Raw genomic sequence first — 16,736 nt, forward strand, 5'->3', positions numbered from 1 at the left:
AGGAGCAGCCCGCTCCTCGGGCGCATCCGCAGCAGAAGCCGCGAGTTCTCCGCCAGCCCGGCCCGCCCGAACCCGGGCGCTCCCGCGCGGCGCCGCCGCGCCACGCCCAACCGGAGGCGACGCCGCAGGCGTCAACGCAGGGCGGGAGCGGCCCGCTTCAAGTTCCGGGCTTCAGTCCTCGGGATGGTCCGGCGCCTTGTGCGAAGGCGCGGCGTAGGGCTTGGTGACATCCTTCAGCGTCACCTCCAGCGCCTCGACCTCGACCGCCACCGCGCCGTCGCCGGCCAGCGTCAGCAGCACCCGGCCGGCACCGTCCGCGCCCGGCTCGAAGCTGAGCGACAAGAGCGACAGCACCATCTCCTTGTCGGAAGGCTCGACCCCTTGGCTGCGCACCCGCCCGGCCTCGCCGATCACCAGCAGCGCGCGCACCCGCTCGAAGGCGCGGCCCTCGCGCTCGGCCTTGTCGCGATCCTCCCAGCGGAAGCGGTTGAGCAGCACGGCCAGGCGGCGCTGCCCCTTCTGCCAGCTCATGTCGCCGACGGTGAAGACGGCGTCCTGGGTCAGGGCCGAGATCACGGCCAGGTCCTCGGCCTCCCGGGCCGCGAGGTAGAGCGGCTGCTCGCCGCCCTCTTCGAAACGTGCGTCCGTCATGATGCCTTCACCCGTTCGATCGTCGCGCCCACGGCGCTCAGCTTCTCCTCGACCCGCTCGTAACCGCGGTCGAGGTGGTAGACCCGGTTGACCAGGGTCTCGCCCTCGGCCGCCAGCCCGGCGAGGATCAGCGAAACCGAGGCGCGCAGGTCGGTCGCCATCACCGGCGCGCCCTTGAGCCGCTCGACCCCGGTCACCGTGGCATGACCGCCATGGACGTCGATCTTCGCCCCCATCCGCATCAGCTCCGGCGCGTGCATGAAGCGATTCTCGAAGATCCGCTCCTCAAGCACCGAAACCCCGTCGGCGGTGCACATCAGCGCCATCATCTGCGCCTGCAGGTCGGTCGGGAAGCCCGGAAACGGCTCGGTGACGACATCGACGGCATTCACCCGGCCGTTCTTGCGGCTGACCTTGAGGCCGCGCTCGGTTTCCTCGACGGCGATCCCGGCCGCGTCCAGCTTCTCGCAGAAGGCCCCGACGAGCTCGATCCGGCCGCCCAGGCATTCGACCGTGCCGCCGCAGATCGCCGGGGCAAGCATGTAGGTGCCCAGCTCGATCCGGTCGGTCACCACCGGGTGGGTGGCGCCGCCCAGCCGGTCGACGCCCTGGATCTCGATCTCCGCCTCGCCCTCGCCCGCGATCTGCGCCCCCATCTGGCGCAGGCAGCGGGCCAGGTCGACGATCTCGGGCTCGCGCGCGGCGTTGCGGATCACCGTCGTGCCCTTGGCCAGCGTCGCCGCCATCAGCGCGTTCTCGGTGGCGCCGACCGAGACGAAGGGAAACTCGATCTCGGCGCCCTTGAGGCCGCCTTTCGCGGTGGCGTGGACATAGCCGTCGCGCAGTTCCAGCTCGGCCCCCAGTGCCTCGAGCGCGCGCAGGTGCAGATCGACCGGCCGCGCCCCGATGGCGCAGCCGCCGGGCAGCGAGACCACGGCCTCGCCCGCCCGCGCCAGCAGCGGCCCGAGCACCAGGATCGAGGCCCGCATCTTGCGCACGATGTCGTAATCGGCGGTCAGGTTCGACAGGTCGTGGCTCGACATCGCCAGCACCTTGCCGTCCTGCAGGCTGCTGACCTCGGCGCCCAGCGATCGCAGCAGCTCGGTCATGGTGCGGATGTCGGACAGCCGCGGCGCGTTGGTCAGGGTCAGCGGCTCGTCGGAAAGCAGCGTCGCCGGCATCAGCGTCAGGCAGGCGTTCTTGGCCCCCGCGACGGGAATTTCGCCGTGCAGCTCCGCGCCGCCGCGCACCAGAATCGAATCCATCAGCCTGTCCTCACTGCTCGCCCGTTTCGCCGTCGCCCGCCGCGCCGCCGGTCACCTCGTCGGCCGCCTTGCGCGACCGGGCCTGCGCCTTGCGCCGGGCCAGGTTGGCCTTGAGCGCCGCCTTCAGCCTGTCCTCGCGGCTTTCCTGGCCCGCCTCGGGCCGGGCCTTGCGGGTCTTCGGGTCGGGGGATTTCGCGTTCATGATCCCTCTCTATCCCAGCCGCAAAAAACCGTCCAGATTACCCTTGCACCCGCCGGAGTTTGCGTCTAATCACCCGGCCATCGGAGCTGCCGTAGCTCAGGGGTAGAGCACTCCCTTGGTAAGGGAGAGGTCGAGAGTTCAAATCTCTCCGGCAGCACCATTTTTATCAATACATATCAATTCGTTACGCGAGCACCATTGGCTGGCGGAAACGCGCGCATCCCAAATGGTAGCACATAGGGAGCCCGGCCGATCGAGACGTCATGCCCGCGCTCCGACGCCGCCAACTGTACAGCTTGGGGAGTTGGCCGAGATCCGTTCTAAGTGGCGGCCAGAACCTGCGAACGTTCTGCCGAGCAACCTAAGCCGGTCCCGACCCCCGGGAGGCACCCGGCCGCGTCGGAGCACGAATTGCGATTGTCTTCCGAGAAAATTTTCCGGCGAGAAACGCATTTTCGTAAACACAGCCCCGTTCCGCCTGAAGTACCTTAGCGATAGCGTCTCGCCTCTGCCCCCCCCCCCCCCCCCCCCGACCAAGCAAGCACCGCTGGCGAACTGGACGCAATTGACGCAATGGGTGCCGCATGCAACCCTGAACAGGCATGAAGCTTGCTGTGGTCGCCCTAGTCACTCTCATCCTCGAAATCACGATGCCCGCGATCGTGAGTGCGAAAGATATTGAGCTCGCTCGCGTATCGGCGATCGAACTCAACGTGCGAAATAGCCCCAACGTAAGCGGCAAGGTGCTTGGAACCCTCAAGATGGGGGCAATCGTAGGCGTTCTCGCGCGACAAGGAGGGTGGGCGCATATTCTGTCGATAGAGAACGGAAAGCGCCTCACTGGCTGGGCGAACGAAACCTACCTGTCCGCCATCCCCGCAGTGCGCAATCCCCCTGCGACGCCGAGAGTGCCTATGCAGGGCGCCTACTTGCCGAACCCGCTCAGTTTCAAGCCCAACAGCTTCGACTGCCACGAGAGCCCCGCGGGCGGTGGCTTTGATAGCTGCGAACTTGCGATTAGTATCGACGTGTCGCTACCGTCGGACTACAGCCCATACTTGAAAGACTCGGTTACAATCGAGTGCGCCGCCGAGGTCGAATATCACCGCGCAAATGGCTATTTCACAGAGACGGATAGCGAACGCGGCACTGCCTACGTCAGCCTCTACAATGGAAGCGGCTCAGAATCTATCACATTGGATTTCAGCTTAGGCTTTGGCGTGGACCCGGTAACAAATGCCAGGGTGTCCTCGCTTGATTGCTCTCCGGAATAATGGTTGATCAAAGCTGGCAGATGACCAACGTCGCGGCGCGGGCCCTGTTCATGGCTGTCTGGCGCCGAACGCCGAAGAGCCGGGAGCCGATCCACTCGGACCGAGGTAACCAGTTCACTGGCATTTAGCGGGCCGCGGCCTTCAGGGAATTGTGCGAATGCCCGGCGGGAGCCTCCCCGGGTGTGTCCATTCCTGCCCCGCCTCTCGAGCGTCTGAGAGGCTGAAGCTCAATTGCACACCAGGGGGCAGAACCCAGAGGTGGTAGGTATCCGCGCTGTCGATGACTTCGGCTTGCGGCGGATATACCTCCAAGGCCGTAGCGTCGGCGCCGGCGAGTTCGTTCTTGATCGCCTGAGCTTCTTTCCAGGTTGGCCGCTGGCCATGTCTTCCCACGATCGATAGCTGGGTCATGCCGTTTGGCATCGGTCGCTCACAGACCACGAACCGACCATTGCGATGGACTTTCTTGTATTCTGTCCACCGAACCTCCGGGGGGCGCTCAGGCTGGTAGGGCTCGCTTAGCCAAGCCCCCCACTCCGCGGCAACTGCGGAGTGGGGCGCCGGGCCCTGTGGAACTGATTGGGGCCCACCAAGACTGTTGGAATCACTGCTGGAGGCAGGCGCATCGAAGAGTGCGGAAATTGGTGTGGTCTGCATTGGATCCCCGTGGCTCAGAACATTTGCCACCAGTCGTTATTCCGGGGGCGTTTGAGGTTCCGCAAGCGACACGGGATTACAGGCTTGAAGAAGATGGTCGCACAATCAGCACTTCAGAGAAAGCCTCGATGTCATAGCGAATGCCGCACCGGTCATCGAGCTGCCCCGGTTGCTGCCTGAGCGCACGCACGCACCCTGATCGCTTGGCGAACCTGGTCAGCGCAGAAACCGTGGGACGACTAGGATTGCAGATGTGTCCAAGAGTACGGCGATGAAGTTCATGGTGGACTACCAAAGCGACCAGCAGTAGCTGGGATAGGCGCCTTCGAATGGCCCCGCCTCTCGCTGCACTGCCGCGTATTTCCTCAGGGGGTCGTACCGAGCGCATCGGCCGCAGATGCGCTGGGAGATGAGGACCGCGCCCAGGTCTCGGCCATCCGACAGGCGGCAACGCCCGACCGCCCTGTCATAGGTGTGTTCGCCATTCAATTCGCAGGTCACCCGCCGCCCAGCGGCGAGGCGCTGCATCGCGGCCTTTGCCTTGTCACCCAAAGGGGTTCTCAATTCGTCGCAGGTCAGGCCGTTCAGCCGGATCGGCTGCCTGTTGACCTCGATCGTATCGCCATCGCGCACATGGGTGACCGTCCCCGCCAGTATCGCTTTGGGGCCCATGAGATCCGGAAGCAGCCTGAATACCAGCACCAACGACACAGCTAACAGCATCAGCAACCCCGGACCGAAACGCGCGATGCGATCACTCGCAGTTCCCGGGTTTGCGCGCTTGCCGCGCCGAGCGCCTTTTCGGAAGGAAATCACATTGAGCGTCTCGGCCTTGCCCAGCCGCCCTGCATGGACGCCGGTTCTGCGCGGATGGCGGGCCCTCCACCAGCGCCAGATCTCGAGGGCGATTGCCCGGAAGGAAAAGGCTGCCAGAACTCCGGCGCCGAAATACACCGCGAACGCGATCAGTTCCGGTTTCATGCGCTGCCCCCAAATACACTTTCCTCCGGCCCGCTGTTCCGCGCACTCGCAGAGGCAGTCAAAGGCCAAACAACCTTCGGATCCTCGCCGCTGGCCGACTTTGCAGTCAACCGCGGAATCTGGCTGCCCGGTCGTGTTGAGGCCATGTTCGCCAGCGGGTGCCCCAGGTTTCGGCTAGGATGGTCGCATTCTGTTTGGGAATCGGGAGGCAGCATGTTTCATAGATGGTACGTAGTCCTGACGCAGAGTGCGCTTCTTATCCGGGATCTCTTGATTTCGCACTTGGTCGAATTGACGGCGTTGGCGTTCGGGTTTCTCAGCCTGCGACTTTACAGCGAGGGACAGGTATTGTTCGCCTGCCAAGCCCTTTTTGCGGCAGCCGTTCTATGGGCGTTGCACCGGATCGCGGTTGAAGTCGCCAAGGTGGTTCGCATGAAGGAATATGAGCTCGACAAGCCCGTCCAAAGCGCTGTGCTATTGATGAACCGCCGGAAGGACGAATGGACCGACGAGTACCTTAGCCTGAAAAGGGAAAACGGACTGCCGGATTGGTGGGGGCCGTGAGAGCGTTGATCTCTGCCGCAAATTGCAGCGGAGCATTCCGGGCGTAGTCTCGGCAACGCCGCGTCGGCGCAATCGTGAAGCGCCAGCATGGGCGGTGCACGGGCGCGATAGGGCTGGCCGCACTGCGTTTCATGGTTAACGCAATGTGCGGATATATGCGATATTGCCGTCAGGCCATAACGCTTGAAATCGCCGCAGCATGGGGACCAACGGCATTCTCGTTTCGTAAATGCTTCCCCACAAGTGCGCACCACTTTAGTGTCCTCGTATACGAAAAACCCTCCCCATGTTGGGCGGCTTGTCTCTGGCCCTTTCCGAGAGGTGTACGCGACGAACGGCATCACTTCGACGCGCCAAGCCTCCAGTGAGCCAATCCAACTATCATTTTGATATAACATAGTTTTACCCGGAGAGTGGTCTTGATGGCATCACTTCCTCACTTGTCCTCACTTTGATCCGAGGAACCGAGGACACGGCCGGCAGAAGGTGGCATCACTTCCTCAGGTGTATATACCTGAGGAAGTGAGGCCGCTGCCCATGCCCCGCCCGGAGACAAGCTATCAGGATCGGCGATCTGATCCCTGAGATGACCGCATACAAGCATCAATCAGAGATGGGGCTGGGTGAGAGCGTGCCGTCGTCATGCTCCAGCACAAGACCGTCTCTCAACAGCTTCCGCAGTGACTGGTGCAGGCTCTTGTCGGAGGGTGGGATCTTGACGCCCTCAGCCTCGCCATTGCGCCGCACGGCGGCAGTCCATTCGCTTAAACGGTATCGACGGGCCTCCGGAAACTCGCGCACCGCCCCCTCATGTCTCTCGAGAAGATCAAGTGCAAACACCTGGGCAGGCGATCGGCGCTTGAGTGCGGTGACGCGGGCGCCGTCCGCCAACGCCCGATCCGCCGGCACCGCAACACAGGTTGTAACTCGGCGGCCCTTCGTGCTGATCCCCAAGGTGATCGTCTTGAGTTCGAAACCCAATGACGCGCCCTCGGGCCCATCCCGGTTCTTGGAGACACTGAGCACTTTCGGCCCGCCCGCCTCACCTTCGATCTTTGCCTCGTAATCGAGCGCGGCAAACAGCGCTGAGTGGCCGCGCGCCCCGCGGGAACTGTCCTTGCCGGAATGGTGCAGGACAAGGACAAAGCAGTTCAGCGCCCTTTGCACCTGCTTGATGCTGGCGACGAAGCGCCCCATGTCCTGCGAGCTATTCTCGTCCCCTCCCCCGAAGTTCTGGTTGAGCGTGTCGATCACCACAAACCCCGGCTGAACGCCGCGCGCCTCAATGGTGGACAGAAACTCAGACGCGCCGCTTGTCAGAGTGAAGTTGGCGATGAGGCACTCAAAGCCTGAGATGTCCTGCACATGGTTCTCTTGCCTCCACCCGACAATCCGATTCCTCGCCGCCTGGCGGCCACCCTCGGAGGCAACATAGACCGCTGGGCACTGCTCCACCTCCCGGCCCATCCAAGAGCGCCCTACAGCCACGCTGAGCGCCACATCAAGGGCGAGGAAAGTCTTGCCACAACCTGGGGCACCGTAGAGTACGCCAATGCCCTCCAGCGGCATCATATCCTCCACCCTCCAGAAATCGCTTAGGTCCGGCTCGATCAGATCATCAGGGTCGAGCCAAGCGGACGCAACGGTGCCCCCAGTGACAGACGGCAAGTCCACCGGCTCGAATTCCTCATCTGTGGACGGCAGCCGCGCCCTCTCATAGGCCCTGCGCATCTGGCGCTCGTTACCCTTACGCCAATCGTCCACAGCCGCGCTGTCTTCCTCGTAGCAGTGCAGCATCAAATGGACGATCTCGGAAAACGAGAAGCCGGCCCGAACAAGACAGCTGATTACCGCCAGATCGAGGCTGGAGCGGCTGGTATCCGCGAGGTCGGACCGGTCTCCCTCCCAGCGCCGGGCGAGCGTCCCGCCGGCGCTCAGAGCGTCCCTGAGGCGAGCCTTGGTCCCAGCCTCGTCGATATCCTCGAGCGGGCCCTCCCATTCGCCTGTGCGCCGCGTCTCCGTCGTGTCGGCGCTTGTCCGCTCGAAGACCCGCGCCAGTGCCTGCGGCGCCGGGCACACCTCCAGTGGCGCGTCCTCAAGCGCCTCCCCGCGGAAGGTAAAGAACTTGCCGCCAACGCCGCTCATACCGAATCCGGCCTTTTCGGTTCCGCGGTCATCCCGGGGGTCGCCGGCCGGCGCCGCCCACAGCCTCACGCCACGCCCACTGATCGAGAGTTCGGCGAAGGTTTCACGCGCGGCAAGTATTTCTGTCACCTCAGGCGAGATCGTACCTTCCGGAGAGACGCAATCATCGAAGTCGAACGCGCGCATCGCCGCACCCACCCTCGGGAAGTAGCCAATGCCCACCCAGCCTGGGCTACCTTCCTGCGCCCCGGACATGAGGTTGCGTGAGGCGGCTTGTGCAATCGCCTCGTCAAAAGTGAGAGTCGCGGCGGCGTCTCGATCGGCGACCGTGGTTCCATCCACGGTCGGCTTCTTCGCCAGCTTGTCGGGCGCGTTGCCCTGCTCCAGCCGGTACAGCAGCCAGTTTTTCTCAGCCTTCGCCTTTTCCCAAACGGGGCCGGCTGGCATTCGTTGCTTCTTGTCTGACACGGAATTGGCCTCGCACGCATTCATTCGACGGTGCGCTCCGCGAGCCAGTCGCGGATGGCTCGAACGGAATACGCAACACGGGTGGGACCGAAACGAATGTACGCCGGTCCTTTGCCTTCGCTGCGCCACCTGGAGAGTGTCACGGCGCTGACGCCGATGACGCCGGCAAGCTTTTTCGAAGACAGCAGCACGTTAGGGTCGTGGTTCTCGAGGGGGTCATTCATGGCCGGGACGCTCCCATGCTGTTTGAATCCGCCGGCGCCCCCAGGCGATGACGGTTTTGCGATCAAAGTAGATGCACCCGCGGATACGTCTGGGGCTGGGCAACTCTCCGGCCTCAGCCAGCCTCAACATGTCCTGCAGAGAAAAGCCGAAAGCACCGGCGAACTGGCTAGCCGGCATGGCCACCTCTGGGTTCACATCCGGGAATCCATCCCAACGTTTCCGTTCGTCAGCGAGGACTTTGGACCAGGCAGAAACTTGTGCCGGCCCGTTGCAGAAGATGACGACGCCCGGTTTTTCATCGAGAACCTTCGCGTGTGTCTCCCAATCGAAGGCGAGAAAGAACGCCTCGTCAAAGAACAGGCCGAACACCTTGGAAAAGTCATTCGCGAGATATGCGCCTTCTACGATCGCCGGCATTGCTCATCCCTCCGCAGCTTCCGCGCGGCGAGCCAGGGCCCACAAGCGGACAGTCGGGAGGTCGAGCACGTAGCCGCCTTCGCATCTTTCTGAGGTAAAGACGACGGGCAGAGCGTATCTTAGCGCCAGGCGCAGGATGGCGCTGTTGCTGAGGCCATACGCTCCGCAGAACTCTTCCGCCGTCATGAACGGGCGACCGCCGCTGTCACCTGGAAGAGCGCTGAGACCGAAGTCGGCTGGTCGCGCCCAATCGTCGCCCAGAATTCTCAGTTCGCCAGCGATGCTCAGCACTTCGGGCAAGTGGTGAAGCCCGCCACTTAGCAATGCGAGAAATTCTCCCGGATCGAGTTTCTCGCGTTTGGCGAATTCATCCGGGGAAAGGTAGTGGTTCGCCTTTTCTGTGCGCTTTATCATCTGACTGGCCCAACGTCTCCGGCTTTCATCTCGGGGCCAGTGTTGCACGAAACCTCGCTTTCCAGAGAGGAATGCAACGCTTGTGTTATATCCCCCCCTAGTGCCGATATGCCCGCATGATGAGGTCAGCCAGGCGAGCCTTGTCGCCAAGGAAATGCTCGCATAGATCGCGATCTTCGGCATGTTCGGGAGCGATGAGCGCTCTACGGCGCACTAGCTTTCCGGCGTTTCGTGCCTTTTGCCTGTCAGAAGCCGACAGGTACTCTCGCTGGGTTTTGTCGAAGCTGTCCTCGCTGGCGTCAGGCTTCAATTGCAGCAAGGCATCTTTGAACGAGATGCCCTCTCGGCCGGCGAAGTAGTGCACCAGTCTGACGAATTCCCGCATAGCGCCCCACTGCAGTTGCGAGCGGCGCCGGTTTCCCGAACCGCGTTTGGTCGGGGGAAACAACTCGGCGGGTTTTGCCCCCGTGAGCATGTCTACCCAATATGCCGCGATCGCCCCCGTCCCGCGCCGGAGGTGGGAATCGCTCAGAGCTTCGCGCGCATCGAATAGAAACCGGGCGCCGCATTCGACCCTGTGTCGTTTCTCACTCTCACGCCCACCTTCCTCGGACTTGGCCGAGTAGTGTCTCGACACCATCCCACCATGGTCTGCTTCGTGGACAAGCCCCCACAAGGCTCTCACTCCTTTAGCGCGCGCCACAGCTTGTTCTTCGGGGTCATTCAGCCTGCTGGCCGACGCTTCTGCCTCCAATATGGTTGAGCAAAGGGCTTCCATTCGCGAGAGCCGGTTATTAGCGTTCATAGTCAATACACCTCTCGCAGCTGCACCACGTTTCGCTGCCCCTCCGGGTTGATGATCGCGGCGACATGGTTCGCCCAGCGCTCCGCGGCGTCTCGCCGCTCGCCCATGCGCGGATCTCGGTCATAGATCGAGCGGAGAGTTTCGGGCCTGTGGTTGAGCATGATTTCGGCGACGTCCTGGTCCACGCCCAGGCGGGTCAGGCCCGAGCGAAAGGTGCGCCGCAGGTCGTGAAGCGTCCAAGCCACAGCCGGCAACGGCTGCCCGGCAGGCACGGCCTCAGCCTCGGTCAGTATCGCAAATGCCGAAAACAGGGCCTTGTTCGCCTTCGACCACCCCGAAATCGGCGTCGTGCCGGTTGTCGAGAAGACGAATTCACAATCAGCAAGAGGCTGCACCGACGCGATTACATCGCGCGCGAGAGCCGGCAACGGAACATCATGGGCAAAGCCGTTCTTGGTCTCGGTCTCGGGGATACGCCAAACCGTGCGATCTTCGCTGAGGTCCGCCCAGCGCATCCGCGCCGTTTCCGTCCGGCGTTGGCCCGTCAGGAGCAGCACCCGCACGCACGCTCCAAAAACCGGGTGCACCTTTGGCCCTTCACAGGCTGCCCAGGCGCGCGCCAGTTCCGCATCCGACAGGGAACGCCCCGGCCGGGCTATCCGCTGCGCTCTCGTCGCCCGAGGGGCCTTGTAGCCCTGCAGCGGGTTGGCCGGGATCAAGCCGCGGTCTGCGCACCACTTGAGAAAGGTGGAGGCGTAGCTGCGCATGGAGGCAGCCGCTCCAGGCAACGGCTTGTCCAGCCCTGGCCCATCGCCCGCCTCCACCGCTTCCATCGCCTCGATGACGGCGCGCCGATCGACGTCGATCAACGGCATATCCCCGATCTGGTCCAGCAGGTGCCGTTTCAGCGATGATTGCACCTTGGCCCTGTTGGCCACCTTTCGGCGCTCCTGGTCCTTGTCATAGCGCGCTATCGCCTCCGAGAGCTTGATCGGCTGGCGCTTCTTCTCGCGCCGTGCTGCGCGCTGTTCCGCTACAGGGTCGGCGCCATGCAGCACCTCGCCACGGATGCGCAACGCTGCCTTGCGAGCATCCTCGAGCCGCAGTCCTTCGACCCTGCCTAGCGTCATGCGTCGCGGAGTTCCCGCCCGGCCCCTCCCCGCACGATAGACCACGATATAGGACTTTGCGCCCGACGGCAGGCAACGCACCCCCAGCCCCAACACCTCGGTATCCCACAGGGTGAACTCGCCCTTTTCGGGAGGATCGATCGTGCGGATTGCCTCTCTGGTCAGCTTGACCTTGTTCGACTTAGCCATCGCTAATGGCCTCCACTTTGAATTTCGGCTCCCAGCCGGCGGAGCGCATGTCCCGGGCACGGACAATCCGCTCCGCGGCAAGCCGGGATGCGCAATGCGCCAGTGCCGAAGCCCTGACGCATCACAGATCACGAAAACCCGCGTGGGGTTGGGGCGGTCACGCATTGCCGATGCGTTCCACCGGGAACACTGGTGCGTTCCCGTAGCTCCAGGCCTCCCACGCTTCGGCGATATTCTCGGCTTGCCGCTCAGGCAGGTTCGCATCACGCATCAGGGCGCCGTGGAGATCCCGCCAGAGCTGACCGCCGAGCATGGCGCGGCCGGTAGCGTAGCTGGAGGAACTGGCAAGAGCGATGGTGCCGGGATCGCGAGGATTGAAGCGAATCGGTGTTGGCAGAGCGGGATGATGCGCGAACCACCACTGGGAATTCGAAGACTCGATGCTCGCTGGGTTCTGACGGTTGGCCGGGAACCGATCGGGCTGGGCCACGGCCTGCCCTTCCCAGTCGGCAAGGATCTCGCGCACCTCGTCGCGGCTCGCGTCCAGCGCTGCGCAGAGCGCCAATTCCAGATCGCTCCACAGCGAACCAAAAGTATCGGCGCCGGCGAGACAGACCTGCCCGCGGAGATCGAGCTTTTCCGGGCACTCCGGGTCGACAACCAGGACGTCAGGAAGATCAGGATGGGAAATACCGAGGCGGGGGGCGCCGCTCTTGTTCAAAACGGCCAAGACCCGGGTGGGATTGAGTTCGCCAGCCATGGCTAAAGTCCTTCCTTTTGGTGAATGAAAAGGCTGATTCGGTATCCCTATGGTAGCACTAATCTTGATGGCAAAAGGCATAAAGTGATGCGATCCGATCAGAAGAACGACAAAAGTTGATGTTTTTCAGCATTTTTTCACAGCGCCGGATTGCGAAAAATATCGACCGTACCGAATGGAGCACTCCCTTGGTAAGGGAGAGGTCGAGAGTTCAAATCTCTCCGGCAGCACCATCTTCCAGAAATTCCGATCCCACGCGCCCGGCCCCACGGCCGAAGCCCGCGCCGCCCAGGCTGGCGGCAGGCGCCGCCGACCTTACAGTTTTGCAATCCCCGCTGCAGGGCGCTGGAAACCGGGCCGGGCATAACCCCTCGAAGCTGCGCAGGGAATCGGTCGCGCGATTCGGAGGGCGGTCCGCGGGCCCGCCCGAGTCGACGCGGTGGCAATGCCCCGCACATCGCGCTAGGACTGCAAGGAGACACTCTCATCGGGGCGCTGATGAAAATACTGGTCGTGGAAGACGACGCGACGACGGCGGATTACATCGCCGAGGGGCTGCGGCAGGAGGGCCACACGGTCGACCTGACCGCCGAGGGCCGCGACGGGCTGATCCACGCGACATCGGGCGAATACGACGTCATGGTCGTCGACCGGATGCTGCCCGGGCTGGACGGGCTGTCGCTGGTCAAGGCGCTGCGCGCGGCGCAGAACCGCACCCCGGTCCTGTTCCTGACCTCGCTGGGCGGGGTCGACGACCGGATCGAGGGGCTGAACGCCGGCGGCGACGACTACCTGGTCAAGCCCTTCGCCTTCGGCGAACTCTCGGCCCGCGTCGCCGCGCTCGGCCGCCGGCCGCAGCTGCGCGCGGAGACGACGGTGCTGACCGCGGGCGACCTGAAGATGGACCTGCTGGCGCGCAAGGTCACCCGCGCCGGGCAGGAGATCGACCTGCTGCCGCGCGAATTCGCCCTGCTGGAACACCTGCTGCGGCGCAAGGGCCGGGTCCAGACCCGGACCATGTTGCTCGAGGCGGTCTGGGACATCAGCTTCGACCCGCAGACCAACGTCGTCGAGACCCATATCAGCCGGCTGCGCGCCAAGGTCGACAAGCCCTTCGACCACGAGCTGATCAAGACGGTGCGCGGCGCCGGCTACCGGATCGAGGCCTGAATGGCCCGGCCCGGCCCCGCCCTGCTGCGCTCGACACCGGTCCGGCTGGCGCTGGGGCTGGTGGTGCTGTTCACCGTGGTCAGCCTGGCCAGCTTCGGCGGCAGCTACTTCCTGATCCGCAACAACCTGGAAGCCTCGATCCGCAGCGACCTGGCGCAGGAGATGGCGGGCTTCCGAGCCGCGCCCTCGGCCGGGGCGCTGGCCCAGCTGGTCGGCGCCGAATCCTCGGTCACCGATCCCGAGCGCCGCATCCTCGCCTATGTCGCCCCCAATGGCGAAGTGTTCGGCAACGCCACCCTGTCGCGCGGGCGCGACGGCTTCATCCAGATCGACCTGCCGGCGGGCAGCCACCGTGCCGGCGGCAGCTATATCGGGCTGGCGGGGGATTTCTTCGGCGGCCAGCTGATCGTCGCCCAGAGCCGCCAGCAGATCGCCAACCTGGGCGAGATGTTCCGCAACGTGCTGATCCTCAGCCTGCTGCCGACCTTCGCCATCGCCCTTGGCGGCGGCATCGTGCTGGCGCTGCGCTCGAAGGCGCGGGTCGAGCGGATCACCCGGACGCTGGAGGCGCTGACCTCGGGCGACCTCGCGGCGCGGGTGCCGAAGCTGCCGGGCGGGGCCGACGACCTGTCGCTGATCGGCAGCCGCATCGACCGGATGGCGGCGCGCCAGCAATCGGCGACCGAGGCGCTGCGCCAGGTCTCGGCCGATATCGCCCATGACCTCAAGACGCCGATCCAGCGCGTCTCGGTCATGCTGCACCAGCTCGAAGAGCGCGACAGCCTGACCGAGGCCGATGCCGAACTCGCCGGCAAGGCCCGGGCCGAGGCCGACCGCATCGTCGCCACCTTCCAGTCGCTGCTGCAGATCGCCCAGATCGAGGGCGGCAGCCCCAAGGCGCGCTTTGCCCCGGTCAACCTGTCCGACATCGCCCGCACCTTCACCGAGATCTACGAGCCCAGCGCCGAGGATCGCGGCCAGCAGATCACCCTGCACGACGCCACCGGCGGCCATGCCATGGTCACCGGCGAGAAGGGCCTGCTGGGACAGGTGGTGGCCAACCTGATCGAGAACGCCCTGCACCACACGCAGGAGGGCTGCCGGATCACCGTGCGGCTGCTGCGGCAGGGCGGGATCGTGCTCGAGGTCGCCGATACCGGGCCGGGGATCCCCGAGGACGAACGCCCCAAGGTGCTGCGCCGGCTCTACCGGCTGGAACGCAGCCGGACGACGCCGGGCAGCGGGCTGGGCCTGGCCCTGGTCGCGGTGATCGCCGAGTTGCACGAGGCGGCGCTGGAGCTCGACGACGCCCATCCCGGCCTGATCGTCCGGCTGCGCTTCCCCGCCGCCTGAACCATGCGCGACCGCCGGCCCGGCCCCGGTTGGGTCCGGTTTCCGCGAAAGGACGGTCGGGCAGGTTCCGCTTGCTCCGTCTCTTGTCCGTGGGCAAAAAAGTACCCCGCCGGACGCGCCGACGGGGCAGTGGCACCCCGCGTTGGTGCCAGGAGCAGGCCGCAGACTAGTGCAAGCCCCCCGCCACACGCATCCCGGAAACCGATCGCGCGACATGACATCCGGTAACGTTTGCGAAATATCCGCGTGATCGCAGCCGGCTCCGGAACGCCCCTCAGCGGCTGTCGCGGGTCAGGTCGAACACCTTGACCGGCCCACCGCGGCGCTTGCGCTCGGTCCAGTCGGCATTGGCCAGCGTCTCGGTCACGTCGCGCGCCCCGGCGTCCCAGTGATCGCGCATCGACAGGCGCGAGAACTCGTAATCCTTGGAATGGCGCTCGTATTGCGCCTGGCGGTAGATCAGGTGAACGATGGTCAGGCGCGGCGCCAGCTTCAGACCGGTCAGCGCCTGCAGGTCGGGATCGTCGCGCAGCTCCTCGGGCAGCTTGTCCTGCAGCCGCTGGGCGGCTTCGGCGAATTCGTACATCCGCCGCATCATGTCGGTGTTGAAGCGGGTGCGGCTGGAATAGCGGATATCCTTGATCCGCGTCTCGGCATCCCAGACCGTTGCCGGCACGGCGCCGCGGGCGCTGAACAGGTCGATCTGGAACAGGCAGGTATCGGCCCCGGTCGCCTCCTCGTCGAGCACGTAATGCAGCGGCGAATTCGACACCAGCCCGCCATCCCAGTAGAGCGCGCCGTCGATCTCGACCGGCGGGAAGCCCGGCGGCAGCGCGCCGCTGGCCATGACATGCTCGGGCCCGACCGCGTGCCGGGCGCTGTCGAACCAGGTCATGTTGCCGGTCTCGACATTCACCGCGCCGACGCTCAGCCGTGGCCCCTCGGCGTTGAGATAGTCGAAATCGACCAGCCTGAGCAGCGTCTCGCGCAGCGGTGCGGTGTCGTAATAGCTGCGCGCCCCCGCGCTGGCCGGCAGGCGCAAGGTCGGCGGCGGCACGCGCGGGATGAAGAAGCCGGGCACGCCAACGGCCAGCGCGCGGCCGGCATGGGCCTCGTTCATCGCCCCGCGCCCGAGCGGCCACAGCAGCGGCGCCCAAAGCGCGGTGGAGGAGGTGACCGTCTCCCAGAACTCGGCCAGCCGCGCGGCGCGCCGGCCGGGCGGATTGCCCGCGATCAGCGCCGCGTTGATCGCCCCGATCGAGATCCCGGCCAGCCATTCCGGCTCGATCCCGCTTTGCGACAGCGTCTCGTAGGCGCCGGCCTGGTAGGCGCCCAGCGCGCCGCCGCCCTGCAGCACCAGCACCTGTTCCTCGCCAAGATCGGGGGCCGTCGTCGCGGTCTTGCCTGCCATCGTGTCCGCTCCACCGTTGCCGCATCGCGGCAGGCCCGACGCCAGCCACGGGATCCCTGTCACGGGGTCGAGGCAAGACCTAGCGCGCCGGGGTCGCGCCGCAATGCAGCATCACGCATATGCCACCCCGGCACACGCAGGATTGAGGCCCGGCGCAGCGATGGCTGCGGCCATCACGATCCGGGCTCCGCGTCGAAGAGGCCGGGCAGCGGCGCCCCCGGGCCGCGTTCAGGGCGGCGCACAGATGGCGGTGGCCCCCGGACGGCAGGATCGCCAGCGTGATGGCTCAGAAATGGATCATCTCGCGGCGGGCCAGCACCGGCGCCAGCCAGTCCGGACCCTTCGCCAGGCCCCGCGCCGCCGAGGGTCCGCGCCAGCAGGAGAAGCTGCGCTCGCCCCGCTCGAGCGAGATCATGTAGAGCCCGACGGAGCGACCCGGGATCGCGGAGGCACAGCGGCCACGCCGGGCAAGAAAGCAGGATGGAGGGGATGGCTGAGTGGTGCGATGCAATGGCTGTCGCCGGTCCGGGCCCTCGCCCCTTGCGCGACGGCTTCTCGAGGGGGCATGCTCAGCCAAAGATTGAAATCCGTAGCCTTGAGGTATGCGAATGCAGCTTGTCCGTCGTCATATGATTTGGGACACGAGGGGCTGATC

At 65.0% G+C, this 16,736-nt stretch carries 18 protein-coding genes and 1 tRNA gene; 5 read left to right on the top strand and 14 right to left on the bottom strand.

Features of this window, described 5'->3' with window-relative positions:
• Nucleotides 1-171: 171 nt before the first annotated feature.
• Genes ACFOES_RS02150 through ACFOES_RS02160 form a run of 3 tightly spaced genes read right to left on the bottom strand, consistent with a single transcriptional unit; the run spans nt 172 to nt 2,118 of the window.
• Entirely contained in the window at nt 172-651 is a 480-nt protein-coding gene (locus ACFOES_RS02150; RefSeq protein ID WP_377831506.1) for a DUF2948 family protein, read from the bottom strand.
• Nucleotides 648-1,916: a UDP-N-acetylglucosamine 1-carboxyvinyltransferase gene (gene murA, locus ACFOES_RS02155; protein ID WP_377831507.1), complete on the bottom strand. Its 1,269-nt coding sequence runs from the start codon at nt 1,914-1,916 to the stop codon at nt 648-650. The genes ACFOES_RS02150 and murA overlap by 4 nt, the downstream gene beginning before the upstream one ends.
• 10 nt (nt 1,917-1,926) lie before the next feature.
• Nucleotides 1,927-2,118 carry a hypothetical protein gene (locus tag ACFOES_RS02160; RefSeq protein WP_377831508.1) on the bottom strand — a complete coding sequence of 64 codons (192 nt, stop codon included), beginning with the start codon at nt 2,116-2,118 and terminating at the stop codon, nt 1,927-1,929.
• 85 nt (nt 2,119-2,203) lie between these two features.
• Between ACFOES_RS02160 and ACFOES_RS02165 the strand changes: the two genes are divergently transcribed.
• Nucleotides 2,204-2,278 (top strand) — tRNA-Thr (locus ACFOES_RS02165).
• 442 nt (nt 2,279-2,720) lie between these two features.
• The gene (locus ACFOES_RS02170) at nt 2,721-3,392 is read left to right on the top strand and encodes an SH3 domain-containing protein (protein WP_377831509.1); all 672 of its coding nucleotides are present in this window, start codon (nt 2,721-2,723) and stop codon (nt 3,390-3,392) included.
• 141 nt (nt 3,393-3,533) lie between these two features.
• Here ACFOES_RS02170 and ACFOES_RS21065 read toward each other — a convergent pair whose 3' ends face one another.
• Both ACFOES_RS21065 and ACFOES_RS02175 read right to left on the bottom strand, forming a co-directional pair.
• Nucleotides 3,534-4,049, bottom strand: a complete 516-nt coding sequence (locus tag ACFOES_RS21065; RefSeq protein ID WP_449222432.1) for a DUF7694 domain-containing protein — start codon at nt 4,047-4,049, stop codon at nt 3,534-3,536.
• 288 nt (nt 4,050-4,337) lie between these two features.
• Complete coding sequence (locus ACFOES_RS02175) at nt 4,338-5,030, bottom strand: thermonuclease family protein (RefSeq protein WP_377831510.1); 693 nt, start codon at nt 5,028-5,030, stop codon at nt 4,338-4,340.
• 282 nt (nt 5,031-5,312) lie between these two features.
• Between ACFOES_RS02175 and ACFOES_RS02180 the strand changes: the two genes are divergently transcribed.
• Nucleotides 5,313-5,594, top strand: coding sequence for a hypothetical protein (locus ACFOES_RS02180; RefSeq protein WP_377831511.1), 282 nt, complete (start codon nt 5,313-5,315; stop codon nt 5,592-5,594).
• 603 nt (nt 5,595-6,197) lie between these two features.
• Here the strand turns inward: ACFOES_RS02180 and ACFOES_RS02185 are convergent.
• The 7 genes from ACFOES_RS02185 to ACFOES_RS02215 form a co-directional block, all read right to left on the bottom strand.
• The gene (locus ACFOES_RS02185) at nt 6,198-8,207 is read right to left on the bottom strand and encodes an AAA family ATPase (RefSeq protein ID WP_377831512.1); all 2,010 of its coding nucleotides are present in this window, start codon (nt 8,205-8,207) and stop codon (nt 6,198-6,200) included.
• Between the two features lie 20 nt (nt 8,208-8,227).
• Nucleotides 8,228-8,431: a helix-turn-helix transcriptional regulator gene (locus tag ACFOES_RS02190; protein ID WP_377831513.1), complete on the bottom strand. Its 204-nt coding sequence runs from the start codon at nt 8,429-8,431 to the stop codon at nt 8,228-8,230.
• A complete protein-coding gene (locus tag ACFOES_RS02195; protein ID WP_377831514.1) occupies nt 8,424-8,849 on the bottom strand; it encodes a hypothetical protein in 426 nt (141 codons plus the stop codon). The genes ACFOES_RS02190 and ACFOES_RS02195 overlap by 8 nt, the downstream gene beginning before the upstream one ends.
• 3 nt (nt 8,850-8,852) lie before the next feature.
• Nucleotides 8,853-9,263, bottom strand: coding sequence for a hypothetical protein (locus ACFOES_RS02200; protein WP_377831515.1), 411 nt, complete (start codon nt 9,261-9,263; stop codon nt 8,853-8,855).
• A gap of 97 nt (nt 9,264-9,360) precedes the next feature.
• Nucleotides 9,361-10,041, bottom strand: a complete 681-nt coding sequence (locus tag ACFOES_RS02205) for a hypothetical protein (RefSeq protein WP_377831516.1) — start codon at nt 10,039-10,041, stop codon at nt 9,361-9,363.
• 29 nt (nt 10,042-10,070) lie between these two features.
• Nucleotides 10,071-11,387: a tyrosine-type recombinase/integrase gene (locus ACFOES_RS02210; protein ID WP_377831517.1), complete on the bottom strand. Its 1,317-nt coding sequence runs from the start codon at nt 11,385-11,387 to the stop codon at nt 10,071-10,073.
• A gap of 157 nt (nt 11,388-11,544) precedes the next feature.
• On the bottom strand, nt 11,545-12,147 hold the full coding sequence (locus tag ACFOES_RS02215; protein ID WP_377831518.1) for a hypothetical protein: 603 nt from the start codon (nt 12,145-12,147) through the stop codon (nt 11,545-11,547).
• Nucleotides 12,148-12,645: 498 nt separating this feature from the next.
• Here ACFOES_RS02215 and ACFOES_RS02220 point away from each other — a divergent pair, with 498 nt between their 5' ends.
• Both ACFOES_RS02220 and ACFOES_RS02225 read left to right on the top strand, forming a co-directional pair.
• A complete protein-coding gene (locus ACFOES_RS02220) occupies nt 12,646-13,317 on the top strand; it encodes a winged helix-turn-helix domain-containing protein (protein ID WP_377831519.1) in 672 nt (223 codons plus the stop codon).
• On the top strand, nt 13,318-14,670 hold the full coding sequence (locus ACFOES_RS02225) for a sensor histidine kinase (RefSeq protein WP_377831520.1): 1,353 nt from the start codon (nt 13,318-13,320) through the stop codon (nt 14,668-14,670).
• Nucleotides 14,671-14,944: 274 nt separating this feature from the next.
• On the opposite strand, the gene ACFOES_RS02230 is transcribed toward ACFOES_RS02225, so the two are convergent.
• Both ACFOES_RS02230 and ACFOES_RS02235 read right to left on the bottom strand, forming a co-directional pair.
• Nucleotides 14,945-16,081 carry a DUF3734 domain-containing protein gene (locus ACFOES_RS02230; RefSeq protein ID WP_377831521.1) on the bottom strand — a complete coding sequence of 379 codons (1,137 nt, stop codon included), beginning with the start codon at nt 16,079-16,081 and terminating at the stop codon, nt 14,945-14,947.
• Between the two features lie 286 nt (nt 16,082-16,367).
• Nucleotides 16,368-16,496 carry a hypothetical protein gene (locus ACFOES_RS02235; RefSeq protein ID WP_377831522.1) on the bottom strand — a complete coding sequence of 43 codons (129 nt, stop codon included), beginning with the start codon at nt 16,494-16,496 and terminating at the stop codon, nt 16,368-16,370.
• Nucleotides 16,497-16,736: the final 240 nt, after the last annotated feature.

Source organism: Acidimangrovimonas pyrenivorans (assembly GCF_042643245.1).
Classification (GTDB): domain Bacteria; phylum Pseudomonadota; class Alphaproteobacteria; order Rhodobacterales; family Rhodobacteraceae; genus Acidimangrovimonas; species Acidimangrovimonas pyrenivorans.